Raw genomic sequence first — 13,028 nt, 5'->3', positions numbered from 1 at the left:
GGTGTGCACCGAGGTCGGCACAGGCCTGGACCGACCTCGGTGCACACTGCCGACCTCGCTGCCCGAGGTCAGCGATGTGCCGACCGCTGCGCCCCGAGATGGTCGGGAACCGCCCGTGGCTGCGGGCGTGCGTCCAGCCCGGCGCGCCCGGGCGCGCAGGTCCGACGGCGTCGCGCCGAACACCTCGGCCACCGTGTCGTTGAACTGGCGGATCGAGCCGAACCCGGCGGCGAAGGCGACGTCGGCCAGGCGGAGCGACGTGCCGACCAGGAGGGCGCGCGCCGTCTGCGCCCGCTGCGCCCGGGCCAGCGCCAGCGGACCGGCGCCCAGCTCGCTGACCAGCAGCCGGTGCAGCTGGCGCTCGGAGTACCCCAGGCGGGTGGCCAGCCCGGACACCCCCTCGCGGTCGACCACGCCGTCGGCCACCAGGCGCATCGCGCGGCCCGTGAGGTCGCGGCGCAGGTCCCACGCGGGGGTGCCGGGGGCGGCCTCGGGCAGGCAGCGCTTGCAGGCGCGGAACCCGGCCTCGTGCGCGGCGGCCGAGGTCAGGTAGAACGAGACGTTCTCGGGCTTCGGCGTGCGCGCCGGGCACGACGGCCGGCAGTAGATTCCGGTGGTGCGCACCGCCGTGTAGAACTGCCCGTCGAAGCGGGAGTCGCGCGCGGCGATGGCGCGGTAACGCTCGGTGAACGCGGGATCGCGGAGCTCGACGTCGGTCATAGCCCCCATCCTGCGCCCCGTCCGGACGCGGCGGCTAGCGGGATTCGGACACGGCAGTGAGCGCCGCCAGGCGCGCCTCCAGGCCCTCGCGGACGCCGGGCCACTCGTCGGACAGGATCGAGAAGTACAGGGTGTCGCCCTCGGAGCCGTCGGGCGCCACGCGATGCCCGCGCAGCCGGCCCTCCTCCGTGGCGCCGAGCTTCAGGATCGCGGCGCGCGACCGGGTGTTCCGCGCGTCGCAGCGCAGCGCGACCCGGCGCAGACCCAGGGTCTCGAAGGCGTGCCGCAGCAGCATCAGCTTGCACGCCGGGTTCGTGACGCCTGCCCACCAGTCGCGGCCGTAGAACGTGGAGCCGATCTCGACCCTCCGCTGGCCTGGGTTGAGCTCGTAGAACCGAGTGGAGCCGCGCACCTCGCCGTCGGGCCCGAGCACCGCGAAGGCCAGATGGTCGGCGGCCGCGACGGCGGCGTCCACGTACGCCTCCATCGCCGGGGTGGTGTCGGGGAGGGCGCTGGTCATACTGGCCCAGAGCTGGGCGTCGACGAGCCCGGCCAGGGCGGGCGCGTGGCCGCGCGTCAGGGGTTCGAGGCGGACGCCGTGGGCGGAGAGACGCAGGTCGTGCTGCATGGCGTCATTCCACCACGCCTCCGGCGTGCGGCGTCCGCGGCGTCCGCGGCGCGTACGGCGCCTGCCGCACCCGCTCCGCTCACCGCAGGTCCCTGAGATACGCCGCGGCGCCCCCGTACCCCGCCGTGCGCCGCTCGTCCAGGGTGGCGATGATGAGCAGCACCCCGCCCGCCGCGGCGAGCGTGAGCATCCACGGCACCGCGGAGATCTCGGTCCCGAGCTGGGTCAGGAACACGACGAGCACCTCGACCGGCAGCACCCAGACACCCAGCAGGAACGGTGACGCGAGCCCGCGCCGGGACCCGACGAGCACCGCGGCCAGCGCGACGCCGACCACGAGCACGGCCCGCCAGGTCTGCGGGTCGGTGAAGGTGGCGAGCACCGACGGCCCCAGCAGGGCCAGGATTCCCGGGCCGAGCAGCGCCCACGAGCCGGTCCAGCCGACCGGCCAGCCGACCAGGGTGCGCTGCGGAGGGCGGGCGGAACCGGGCCCGCTGACCTTCGTGTGCGCCTCCCACTCGCCGAGCGCGAAGCAGCCCGCGACGACGAGGCCGACGCCGAGCGGCACCGAGAAGACCTCGACCCGCAGGTCGCGGGGGCTCCAGGCCGCGATCGCCGCCGCCAGCGCCCCCAGCCAGACCGCCCAGGACGGGATGCCGGTGGTCAGCCCGCGCAGGAGCCGGCGCGCGACGAGCACGAGCAGGACGAGCAGCGCGACCTCCAGCACCCAGAGGGTGACTATCGCGCCCCAGCTCGGCTCCGCGTTCGCCACGGCCCCGACGACGAGGAACAGGAGCGCGGGCGCGTGCCCGGCCAGGTCGATAGCACGTCCCAGGCGGGCGGACGGCGCCCCCGGCCGCGCGCCGGTCACCGCGACGAAGGAGAGCGCCCCGGCCGCGCACGCCCAGCCCAGACCGATCGCGAACCGTGCCCCGGGCGAGCCGGCGGCATGCCCCGCGACCTGCAGGGACTCGACGGCGAGGCCCGCGCTGGCCAGCAGCGCGGCGCCCGCCAGCAGCGTGCGGGCGTGCGCCGCCCAGCCCGCCGACACGAGCGGCCACCGCCGCAGCCCCACGATCGCGAGCGTCGCGACGATCCCCACCACCAGGAGGGTCCAGGCGCGTGCGTTCCCCGGCCCCGACGCGAGGGCCAGCGTCAGGACGCTCGGCACCAGGGCGAGCACGGTACCCGCGGCGACGAGCCGCCAGCCGCGAGACCGGCGGCCCGACGCCGGCGCGTCCGTACCCCCGCTCGTACCGGCCGCGCCGGTGCCGCCACCCCCGCCCGCCACCAGCGCCGCCCGCCGCGCCAGCAGCGTCCCGACCAGGATCGCGGCGACTGCCGGCGGCAGGGTGTAGGCCTCGACGAGCCGGACGCCGCCGTCGGCCAGCGCGGTCCAGACCGCCGCTGTCGCGAGGCCGCCCGCGAGCCACCAGACACGGGTCCGGTCGGGTTCGCGCGCCACGACGCCGGCGCCGACGGCGAGGAGCAGCAGCACGGCCACCGCGATGTCGGGGCCGGCGGAGGGCCGCCCGTAGGCCAGCCCGACGGTGATCGCGCCGGTCACCACGGCGCTCAGCTCGAGCGTGCCGCGCACCCAGCGGCCGACGACGCCGCCGTCCGGCAGCCGGCCCGTGAGGAACCCCGCGACGCGTGGCGCCCCGCCCGCGGCCACCGCGACGGCGGCCGCGATGACCGGGAGCAGCACCGGCGATCCGCTGATCGGCAGCACCATCGCGCCGGCGCTCACCGTCGCGACGGCGGCGGTCGGCAGCACCAGGCCCGCCGCGATGACCCGCACGACCGGCGACAGGCCGGCGCGCCGGGTGAGGAGCAGCACCAGCTCCAGCAGCAGCATCGCGGCCGCGGCCCCGGCGGACCACCAGGTGCGCTCGGTGACCACGGTCAGCACCCCGAGCGCGAACGGCACGGCGGTCACGCCGAGCACGGCGAACCACTCGCCGCGGGTGACCTTGGTACCGACCGTCACCGCGGCCGCCGTCAGGGACGCGGCGGCAGACACGCTGCACACCGCCGCCACCCAGTCCAGCCCGAGCCACCCCAGCCAGACGCCGCCCACCACGAGGGCGTAGGCGTACGCGCCGCCCACGAGGGCGGCGTGGGCCGGGCGCGGCAGGGCCGCCCGGGCGGCCAGCACGAGCGGCACGACGACGGCTGCCGCGGCCAGCACCGTCGGGCGGGACTGCCAGGAGCCGAGCGTCAGCAGGCTGAGCGCGACCCAGGTCCCGGTCAGGGCGGCCGCCCGCCAGAACGGGCGCTCCCCCGGCCCCATCGGCGAGCCGCCGAGCCGGGCCAGGACGGCGGTCGCCCGCCGTGCGCCGTCGAACCCGGACCGGACCCCGGTGACCACGGGACGCAGCCCGCGCCAGGATCGTTCCGGGTCCGCCGTCGCGGCGAGCAGGAGGGCCGCGAGCCCCGCCAGCAGCGCGAGCGACGTCGCGGCCTGCAGCCTCGGGTGCAGGGCGGCGGCGAGGGCGAGGACGACGGTCACCCAGGGGCCGACGGCGCGGGCGATGCGCACCACGGGCGCGGTCCGGTCCGCCGTCGTGCCCGCCGCGCCGCCCAGGCGTGACGCGGCCAGCATCAGCAGGGCCAGCACGACGAGCCCGAGCAGGCTCGGGTCGCGGACCTCCGCCATCATGAAGCCGCCGTCCGCGGAGCCTGCGCCCAGCGAGCCGCTGCCCAGTGGCCCGGCGCCCAGCCCCGGCGTCGGGGCGAGCTCCAGCGCCACGAACAGCACCTCGAACCCGCGCGGGAGCGCGGCCCAGAGCGCCGGTACCGCCGCGAGCACCGCGACGAGCCAGGCCGCGAGCAGCAGGTCGGCGCGCGTCCGCGCGGCCGGCACGAACCGGCGCGCCCGCGCCGCGACCAGGGCGGTCAGGACCGCGGCGAGCGTCAGCCAGGCCAGGCCCGCGGCCGCGGGCAGCACCCACAGGAGGTCCGCCCCGTCCCGAGCCGCGAGGAACAGCGCGGCGACCGCGCCGAGCGCCCCGGCGGTGAAGGTCCACCAGCGGCGGTGCGTCCCGCGTCGCAGCACGGCGACGACGACGGCGGTGGCCGCGAGCAGGACGGCGGTCTCGCCGTCGCCCGGCAGGCCCGCGAGGGCCGCCACCGGCGGGACCAGGAGCGCGGCCCCGACGGCGACCACCACCGCCAGGGCCTGCGCCACCTCGAGCAGCCGGAGCTCTACCCGCAGCGCGGAGCCCACACGCGGGCCGGTGGCCCGAGCGACCGCCGGGCCGCCCAGCGTTGCCAGCGCGACGAGCAGCGCGCCCGCGCCGACGGCCCAGGGCCGGGCCACGACGTCGTCGGGCAGGGCGAGCGCGGCCGGGAACGCGGCGAACGGCGCCATGACCAGGCCCGTCGTGGCCCACGCGCGCACCCGCAGCGCATGGCCGAGGGCGGCCGCGCCGACCGAGACGAGCGCCCACCAGGCGGCGAACGGCAGCGGGGCGAAGCCGGACAGGGCCGTCGCGACCAGCGCCGCCGGGACGGCGACCGTCCGGGCGGCGCGCAGCACGCCCGTCTCCCACCGGGGCGTCAGGCCGAGGCGTTCGCCCACCCGCCGCAGCACGCCGGTGCCGGCGTGTGCCACGAGCGCCGCGGCGACGAGGGCGAGGATCCAGGCCCGGGCGGGCAGGACGACGTCGGACAGGCCCGCCGCGAGCAGCAGCGGGACCAGCGGCGCGGAGACCGCGCCGGCCGCCGCCCAGGAGCGCACCTTGAGCCGGCCGCCCAGGGCCACCAGCGACGGGGCGAGCAGCGCGAGCAGGACGGCCCGGGCGACGAAGTCGTCGACGCCGCCCAGCAGCCCCGCCTGCAGGCCGAGCTCCGCGCACACCCAGGCCAGCGCGACCGCCAGGGCCGCCACCGCCTCAGCGGACGACCGCAGGCCGGCTCGCCGCATCAGTGCCGCCGCGACGACGGACGCGACGGTGACCAGCAGGGTCGCGATCGTGCGGAGGACGAGCTGGTCGGCGAGCGTGAAGAAGACGAAGACCACCGCCGAGACGGCGAGCAGCGCGGCGCCCACGCCGGCGAGGATCGGCTGGAGGGCTACGGCGCTGCGCGGCCCGGCCGGGCTCCCGGACGCCGCGTCGCGGGTTGAGCTCGTCCTGACCTGGGTCTCGACCGTCGCATCGGGGGTTGAGCCTGTCGAAACACGGGTCTCGACAGGCTCGACCAGCGATGCGCCCGCCCCGCTGGTCGAGCCCGTCGAGACCCCCACCGCCGCGCTCGAAGCCCGCCCGCCGTCCGCGATCCGGGCGAACCTGGCCGCGGCGGGCTGCTCGGCGCGCATCTCGTCGAGGATCCGCTGCCGGTCCCGGATCGCCCGCTCGGCGGCGAGCGAGGCCCCGTGCAGGTCGATCCCGCTCTGGCCGCGGAGGTCGAGCGCGCAGTGACCGCAGACGCCGCCGCGCAGGATCGTGCCGCACCCGGGGCAGGCCCGGGTGTCGGGCAGCCGCTTCAGTGCGTGCCTGACCCACGTCTCTTCCATGGGCGGAAGCCTGGCGGAGCGGTGTGGATCGGATGCTGTGCGGCACGCGTGGATCTGGTCACGGTTTCATGCCGAATGTGTGCTTCGCCGGTCAGGTCCGGTCAGGTCGTGGCGTCCAGCCAGTCCAGCACGGTCGTCAGGTACTTCTCCCGGGCGGGCCTCGGCGACAGCACCAGGTCGTGCGCGCCGCCCTCGATGACCGCGACGTCCACCGCCGTCCCCACCTTCGGCGCGCGGGCATGCATGTGCGCGACGTCGAGGACCGCGTCGGTGCTGAGCATCACCGCGGCCTCGCCGCCGTCGGGCCCCGTCGTGTCGCTGGTGCACACGAGCACCGGGCAGCGCACCGCCAGCCCGCGCCCGATCTGGCGGTGCCCCCGCCGGATCGTGGCCAGCCAGCCCGCCTGGACGGGGAACCCGCCGTGCGGCTTCCAGCGCAGGTCGTAGTCCCACTCGCCGCCCGTCGCCTGGTGCAGGGCCCGGCCGTAGTCCTCGCCCGGCTTGTTCACGACGGTCCGCGGCGCGATCCGCCCGAGCACGTACACGGCCTGGGTGACCAGCGACCGGTCGGACCAGCTTCCCCGCAGGTCGAACCACGGGCTGTTCAGCACGAGGGCCGTCACCCGGTCGGGGCGCGCGTCCGCGTACAGCGAGGCGATCAGCCCGCCCGTCGAATGCCCCAGGAGCACCAGCCCGGCATGGCCGTCGGCGGCGATGGCCTCCGCCGCGGCGTCCAGGTCCTGCTCGTAGAGCCGCAGGTCGTTGACCATGTTGGCGTCGCCGCCGGTGGCCGTCCACGCGTCGATGGAGCGCCCGTGGGCGCGCAGGTCGATCGCGTAGAACGGGTAGCCGCGCCCGGCGACCGCCTCCGCGAGGTGGCGCTGGAAGAAGTAGTCGGTGTACCCGTGCACGTACAGCACCGGCGGGCGCCCGGCGCCGGGCCCGTCCTCGGGCACGTAACGGACCAGCGTCGCCTCGGCGCCGCCCGGCAACCGCAGCGTGCGGGCCTCGAAGCCCGCGCCCAGCACGTCCTCGGTCCAGTCCTTCGCGGTCTCGTCCATGTCGCTCCCGTGCGTCATGACTGCGCTCGCGGTCAGCTTTTCGTGCGCTGCCGTCGGCTGACCATATATCCAACGGCGAGCCCGCCGACGACCAGCACCAGGAATGTCGCCAAGGCGACCGGCGTGCCCCAGTCGGAGATGACGCCCTCGGCGGGGCTCTCCGTCGGCGTGGGCGTCGCCTCGCCCGTCGGCGTCGGCGTCGGCGTCGCATCCGGGCCGACGCCGGGAGCCGTGGCCGGGCCGCGCGCCGACAGCCGGGTGGCCTGTTCGGCGTCCGGGTGCCAGGTGACCGTGCTGCCGGCGATCTCGCCGTTGGCCTCGGTGACCGGGCCGGGGAAGGTGAGCGCGATGGTGGCCTCGACGGAGCTGAGCGCGCCCTCGGGAGCATTCTCGATGCCCTGTACCCGCTTCGACAGGTCGAGCACGCCGGAGACCACGTACTCGTCACCCTCCTGGCTGACCTCGAGGTCGCCGTCGCTGATCGCGGCCAGCGTCGCGATGGGCTCGTCGTCGAACACGTAGCGCGAGCCGGTGTACCCGTCCTCGGCGTACGGCTCCTCGGCCACGGTGTCCGGGACGTCGCCGACCACCTCGCCCTTGTACTCGGCCCAGACGTCGGCGGGGTCGCTGCCGAACATGCCGACGGCGTCGTCGGCCAGGGCGATGACGAGCGTGCCGTCCGCCGTGCCGTGGTCGGTGAGCGTGGTCTGCAGGTCGAGGCGCACGCACCCGGCGAGGGCCAGGACGAGCGCCGCGCCGGCGAGGGCCCGGACAAAGTTCACCCAGGTCATGATGCCCGACATCGGCTCCGGCCAGAACCCCGGAGCTCCGGTCAGATCCAGGAGCTCCAGTCAGAACCGCGGAGCCCCGGTCAGAACCCCGGCGGGAAGCTCGGCGGCCGGTTCGGTTCCTGCGGCGTCGCCTGCTCCGGCGGATGCACCGGTGCCGCGCCGTACTGCGCTTGCGCTGGGACAGCGCCGTACTGCCCCTGGTGCGGCGCCGCTCCGTACTGCTGTGCCGGGGCCGCGCCGTACTGCTGCGGCGCGGGCTGGGGCACTGCCGGCTGGGGCACGACGGGCTGCGGAACCTGCTGCTGCGGGACCGGCGGCGCGCCGTCGGCCGGCCGGCGGTCGCGCACGCGCAGCATCGCCTGCCACACGATCACGCCGATGAGCAGCAGGATGACCAGGCCGCACAGCCCGAGCACGAGGACCACCCACTCCGGCACGACCGGCAGCGTCACGACCTCGGCGGCCCCGGTCGCGGCGTCGGCGTCCTTCGTGGTCGGGCCGATGGCGGAGCCGCGCGCGGAGATCTCGACCTTCTCACCCACGGGCGGCTCCCAGCGCACCGTGTTCCCGTCGACCGTGCCGTTCGAGGTCGCGACCTTGCCCGGGAACGTGATGTCGACCGTGACGTCGAGGTTGTCGATAGACGCCCCGCCCCGGCCGCCGAGGCCCTCCTCGGTGAGGTCGAGCACGCCGGAGACCAGGTACTCGTCGCCCTTGCGGACCACCTCGATCGGCCAGCCCACCCGGGCGCCGACCTTGCCGATGCCCGCCTCCGGGTAGACGAAGCGGGTGCCGGTGTAGCCGTCCTGCGTGAAGTCCTCGGTGCGGACGGCGTCCTGCGCCGGGTCCTCCTCCTGGCGCTGGGTCAGGGTGTCGATGACATCGTCGGACGACTGGCCCGTCCGGTCGAGGTACCCGTCCTCGACCGCGAGCACCATGCTCGACGAGGCCACGTTCTCGGGCTTCAGGTCCACCTCGACGCCCATCCGCACGCACCCGGACAGAGCCAGGGTCAGTACGGCGAGGACGGCTACACCTGCGGCGCGGCGGGAACGGATCACTGAGACAGCATGCAGGCCGACCCCCGGTATCGAAAAGCCTGACAAAGGGGAGTTCTCCCCATGGGCGGGACGCCTGGTAGCAGGTATGGCAGAGCGGTCAGACGGCGGCCGGCGTCGCCGCCGTCGCCGTTGCCGAGGCCCTGGCCAGCAGCCGTTCCCGGCGCAGCGCCGGCAGGAAGCACGCGGCGCCCAGGGTGCTGAACGCCCCGGCGATCACCATGGCCGCTTGCGTGGACAGCAGGTCGGCCGCCCAGCCGAGGGCGGGCGCGGCCAGGGAGAACGCGGCGAATCCCAGCATCGACGCCATCGACAGCACCGTCGAGCGGTTGCGGGACTCGGCCTCGCGGTGCAGGAGTGCCTGATAGGCGGGTCCGCAGGAGCCGTGCAGCCCGTACGTCACGAGGTAGGCGGCGATCAGGCCGACGGGGCCCAGCGCGAGGCCCATCCACACGGCCCCGAGCCCGTTCAGGACGCGCGCGAGGATCGCCGTCCGCGCCACGCCGAGGCGGGGCGTGACGAGCCCGGTCAGCGCCGCCCCGCCCGCGAACACCGCCCACCCGGCGGCCGCGGCCGGTCCGGAGAGGGCGGCCCCGGCCGCCGTCCCGCCCAGCAGCTCGGACAGGCGGATCGGCTGGAACGTCTCGAACACCACCATCCCGACGCTCCAGAACACCTCGACGAGCAGCAGCCAGCGCAGCACCCGGTTGTCCCGCGCCAGGCGCAGGCCGTCGCGGACCACCCCGGGCGCCTGCCGGGCGGACTCCAGCACCCTGCTCCCCGCGCGGCTCCGAGCGCGCGTGCGTTCGCTGCCCGACGGCGGGGCGGCCGGCGTCGCACCGGGCCCGGCCACGGGGGCGCCGTCGGCCACGCGGGCCGGGACCCCCGGCACCTCGCGGACCAGGACCGTCACCGCGACCAGGTGAGCCGCCGACAGGGCCGCGTACACCGCGTAGGGGAGCGCCAGCGCGGACCACGCGTCGAGCGGGTGCCACCAGACGAGGCCGCCCGAGACCAGGGCCCCGGCGGCGATGGAGGCGCCCAGCACCGTGCCCTGCGCGGCCAGCGGCCGGTCGACGTCGGCCCCGGGCTCGGTCGCGTGCACCGTGTCGACGAACCAGGCCTCCAGCGGGCCCGAGTCGAGCGCCCGGAACACGCCGGTGACCGCCGCGGCCAGGGCGAACGCCCAGAAAGTCTGCGCGGTGAGGAACAGGACGGCGGCCGCCACCTGCAGCACGCCTGCCGCGACGAGCAGGGGACGGCGGCCCAGCGCGTCGGCCAGCCCGCTGGTGGGCAGCTCCAGGAGGAACACCGTGAACCCGGTGAGGGACAGCGCGGTGAGCGCCTCGGGCACCGACAGGCCGCGCTCGATCGGCAGCAGGGTGGTGACCGAGACGATCAGCCCGACCGGGAACCACCGGGTCAGGGTCAGCAGCAGGAAGACCCGGCGGGCACGGGCCGGCGTCAGCGGGGTCATGATCGGCCCGTTCTGCGACCGTCGGCGTCGGTGCCCTGGCCGGCGGCGTCGGCGTCGTTCGAGTCTGCACCGGTGTCCGGGATGTCGTCCGGTTCCAGAGGGAAGGCCGCGCTCCAGAAGGTCACGCGACGCCCGTCCGGGGCGGCGTCGGCGTCGCGGTAGCGCTCCAGGACCTCGTCCAGCTCTCGGCGCAACGCCTTGAGCTGGTCCGGGTTGACCGTGACCCAGGAGTCGCCCATGCCCGCGGCGTCCTGCCACTCGCCCGGCCATGCCTCGGCGACGTCGAGCCAGTGGCCGAAGTCGGTGCTGAACAGGCGCAGGTAGTCGCGCTCGAGCCAGCCGAGCGCCGTGGCGGCGTCCTCGTCGTCGGACAGCTCCGAGGGCGCCCAGCTGTGCGAGCTCGTGGCGGCGCGCCACAGGCGTTGCTTGCCGGCGCCCTCGCCGGTGTCCGCGACCAGCCCGACCGACTCGAGCTTGCGCAGGTGATAGCTGGTGGCGCCGGAGTTGGTGCTGAGCGCCGTCGCGAGCGTGGTCGCCGTCGCCGGACCGCCGCGCCGCAGGGTGCCGAGCAGGCGCGAGCGCAGCGGGTGGGCGAGGACCTTGACGGCCTCGGGGGTGAGGCGAAAGTCGTCCGGGTGAGTGCTCATGCGTGCAGGATAACCATGCACAAACTCTGTGCACAAGAGTTATGCATAAGATGTTTGCACGGATGAGCCGAGTTGGGCCCCTCGCGCGGCTTCCCCGGGCCGCATGTGCGGGCAGCAGCCGACGTCGTCGCGCCCGCACACAGCGCCGGATACCGAACCGAAAGTTGCGTGCCGACCACCCCATCGGCCGGCGGCCGAAACCGCAGGTTGCCCACCGATCAAGCCATCGACCGGGGGCCGAACCGCAAGTTGCCCGCCGATCAGGCCGTCGGACGATGCCGAGCCGCAAGTTGCCCGTCGATCAGGCCGTCGGACGATGCCGAGCCGCAAGTTGCCCGCCGATCAGGCCGTCGGACGATGTCGAACCGCAAGTTGGTCGTCGTGCGAAAGATCGAGCCGCAAGGAGCTTGTCGATGCGAGGTTCGGACGACGTGTCTGCTGCGGTTCGGCTCCGGATCCACGACCAACTTGCGGCTCGGCGCTGTCCGATGGCGTGATGGGCTCCCGACTTGCGGTTCGGCCCACTGGGCCAGCCCCGGCCCGGCCCTGGCCCAGCCCCAGCTCAGCCCAGCTCGGCCCTGATCAGAGGAGCATGAACGCCGCGGTGCCTATGCCCGCTGTGACCACAAGGACCCGGAAGACGGTCGGCGGCATCCTGCGGCCCAGGCGCGCGCCGACGTACCCGCCCACCACGGAACCCGCGGCGAGCAGCCCGATCGCCAGCCAGTCCAGGTCCGCGACCACCACGAAGATGATCGTCGCCACGACGTTCGCGGCCAGCACCGCCAGGGTCTTGAGCGCGTTCACCGTGCGCACCGGGAAGTCGGTCCCCAGCCCGAGCACGGCGGCCATCATCACGCCGGACCCGGCCCCGAAGTAGCCGCCGTAGGCGCCGGTCAGCACCGCGAAAACCAGCGTCGCCGGCGACATCTCGTGCCGTAGGCGCGTGGGCTCGTTCCGAGTGCGGCGCAGCCAGGCGCTGATCCACGGCTGCGCGCCGACGAGCAGGCAGGAGAGCAGGATCAGCCACGGCACCACGGCCTCGAACACCCCCGGCGTCAGCGCCAGGAGCAGGATCGCGCCGCCCACCGAGCCGACGGCGCAGGTCACGAGCACCAGGGCCGTGGCACGGGGGTGCTCCCGCAGCTCCTGGCGGAAGCCGAACGCGCCGCTCAGCGCCCCGGGTACCAGTCCAACGGTGTTCGACGCGTTCGCGACGACGGGCGGCAGCCCCACGGCAAGCAGCACCGGGAAGCTCAGGAGCGACGCGACGCCGACCGCCGAGGTGAGCACCCCGGCCCCGAGCCCGGCGCCGAGGACCGCGAGCTGTTCCCAGCCCGTCATCGGCCCTCGCCCTGGTCGCGGTCCCGCAGGAGTGCCACGTCGCTCACCATCTCGACGTGCGCGTGCATCGCGGCGGACGCGGCCTCCGGGTCGCGCGCCCGGATGGCGTCGGTGATGGCGCGGTGCCCGTTGAGCGAGTTGCGTGGCCGGCCCGGCTGCGAGAGCGACTCGATCCGGCTCTCCCGGATCAGGCTCGCGATCTCGCGCATGGTCTGGGCCAGGAGGTCGGAGTGTGCCGCGGCGGTCACCGCCGCGTGGAACTGCTCGTCGGCGTCGACCCCGCGGTCCCCGTGCTCGATGGAGGCCTCCATCGCGTCGAGGGCCGCGTCGATGGCGACGAGGTCCTCCTCGGTGCGCCGCTGCGCGGCCAGCGCCGCGATCTTGGTCTCGAGCGCGTCCCGGATGTCGATGATCTCGGGCAGCCGGTGAGCATGTGCGCGGATGGCCTCGACGATGCGGCTCTCGCTGTGCTTGCCGGTCAGCACGGTGCCGTCCCCGTGCCGCACCACGACGGCGCCGACCACCTCGAGCGCGACGAGGGCCTGGCTGAGGGTCGCGCGGCTGACGCCGAGACGGGACGCGAGCTCGCGCTCGGGCGGCAGCCGGTCCCCGGCCGTCAGCCCGTTCTGCCGGATCCACGTGGCGATCTGTTCCGCCACCTGCTCGTAGAGGCGGGTGCGGGCCAGCGGTGTCGGCAGTTCGGCGGAAGCCTTGGGGGTCACCAGTCGAGAGTACTTGACAGATGACAAACTGGACTATTGGCTAGGCCACTGATCCATCGCG

General features: G+C 75.3%; 10 protein-coding genes. All 10 read right to left on the bottom strand.

Annotation, left to right across the window (positions count from 1 at the left end; all coding sequences use genetic code 11):
* Positions 1–720 (bottom strand): bifunctional transcriptional activator/DNA repair enzyme AdaA (locus ACFT2C_RS24315; protein WP_377209657.1); only part of this gene is annotated, 720 nt, incomplete at its 3' end.
* 34 nt (positions 721–754) lie between these two features.
* Positions 755–1,348, bottom strand: a complete 594-nt coding sequence (locus ACFT2C_RS24310) for a GNAT family N-acetyltransferase (RefSeq protein ID WP_377209656.1) — start codon at positions 1,346–1,348, stop codon at positions 755–757.
* A gap of 79 nt (positions 1,349–1,427) precedes the next feature.
* The gene (locus ACFT2C_RS24305) at positions 1,428–5,867 is read right to left on the bottom strand and encodes an SCO7613 C-terminal domain-containing membrane protein (protein ID WP_377209655.1); all 4,440 of its coding nucleotides are present in this window, start codon (positions 5,865–5,867) and stop codon (positions 1,428–1,430) included.
* A 101-nt stretch (positions 5,868–5,968) separates the two neighbouring features.
* Entirely contained in the window at positions 5,969–6,946 is a 978-nt protein-coding gene (locus tag ACFT2C_RS24300; RefSeq protein WP_377209654.1) for an alpha/beta hydrolase, read from the bottom strand.
* Positions 6,947–6,960: 14 nt separating this feature from the next.
* Positions 6,961–7,710, bottom strand: coding sequence for an LppM family (lipo)protein (locus ACFT2C_RS24295; RefSeq protein ID WP_377209653.1), 750 nt, complete (start codon positions 7,708–7,710; stop codon positions 6,961–6,963).
* 89 nt (positions 7,711–7,799) lie between these two features.
* On the bottom strand, positions 7,800–8,780 hold the full coding sequence (locus ACFT2C_RS24290; protein ID WP_377209652.1) for an LppM family (lipo)protein: 981 nt from the start codon (positions 8,778–8,780) through the stop codon (positions 7,800–7,802).
* Between the two features lie 97 nt (positions 8,781–8,877).
* Positions 8,878–10,254 carry an MFS transporter gene (locus ACFT2C_RS24285; RefSeq protein ID WP_377209651.1) on the bottom strand — a complete coding sequence of 459 codons (1,377 nt, stop codon included), beginning with the start codon at positions 10,252–10,254 and terminating at the stop codon, positions 8,878–8,880.
* Complete coding sequence (locus ACFT2C_RS24280; RefSeq protein ID WP_377209650.1) at positions 10,251–10,901, bottom strand: winged helix-turn-helix domain-containing protein; 651 nt, start codon at positions 10,899–10,901, stop codon at positions 10,251–10,253. The genes ACFT2C_RS24285 and ACFT2C_RS24280 overlap by 4 nt, the downstream gene beginning before the upstream one ends.
* Positions 10,902–11,483: 582 nt before the next feature.
* Complete coding sequence (locus ACFT2C_RS24275; RefSeq protein WP_377209649.1) at positions 11,484–12,245, bottom strand: sulfite exporter TauE/SafE family protein; 762 nt, start codon at positions 12,243–12,245, stop codon at positions 11,484–11,486.
* Positions 12,242–12,970, bottom strand: a complete 729-nt coding sequence (locus tag ACFT2C_RS24270) for a FadR/GntR family transcriptional regulator (RefSeq protein ID WP_377209659.1) — start codon at positions 12,968–12,970, stop codon at positions 12,242–12,244. Before ACFT2C_RS24270 ends, ACFT2C_RS24275 begins: the two co-directional genes overlap by 4 nt.
* Positions 12,971–13,028: the final 58 nt, after the last annotated feature.

The sequence above is a fragment of the Promicromonospora sp. NPDC057138 genome (assembly GCF_042670845.1).
GTDB lineage: Bacteria > Actinomycetota > Actinomycetes > Actinomycetales > Cellulomonadaceae > Promicromonospora.
This window is presented reverse-complemented; position numbering and strand designations above follow the sequence as displayed.

Bases quoted from the DNA above. Each gene is read 5' to 3' on its own strand.
- ACFT2C_RS24310 (WP_377209656.1), bottom strand. From the start codon at position 1,348: ATGCAGCACGACCTGCGTCTCTCCGCCCACGGCGTCCGCCTCGAACCC.
- ACFT2C_RS24280 (WP_377209650.1), bottom strand. From the start codon at position 10,901: ATGAGCACTCACCCGGACGACTTTCGCCTCACCCCCGAGGCCGTCAAG.
- ACFT2C_RS24275 (WP_377209649.1), bottom strand. From the start codon at position 12,245: ATGACGGGCTGGGAACAGCTCGCGGTCCTCGGCGCCGGGCTCGGGGCC.
- ACFT2C_RS24285 (WP_377209651.1), bottom strand. From the start codon at position 10,254: ATGACCCCGCTGACGCCGGCCCGTGCCCGCCGGGTCTTCCTGCTGCTG.
- ACFT2C_RS24300 (WP_377209654.1), bottom strand. From the start codon at position 6,946: ATGACGCACGGGAGCGACATGGACGAGACCGCGAAGGACTGGACCGAG.
- ACFT2C_RS24305 (WP_377209655.1), bottom strand. From the start codon at position 5,867: ATGGAAGAGACGTGGGTCAGGCACGCACTGAAGCGGCTGCCCGACACC.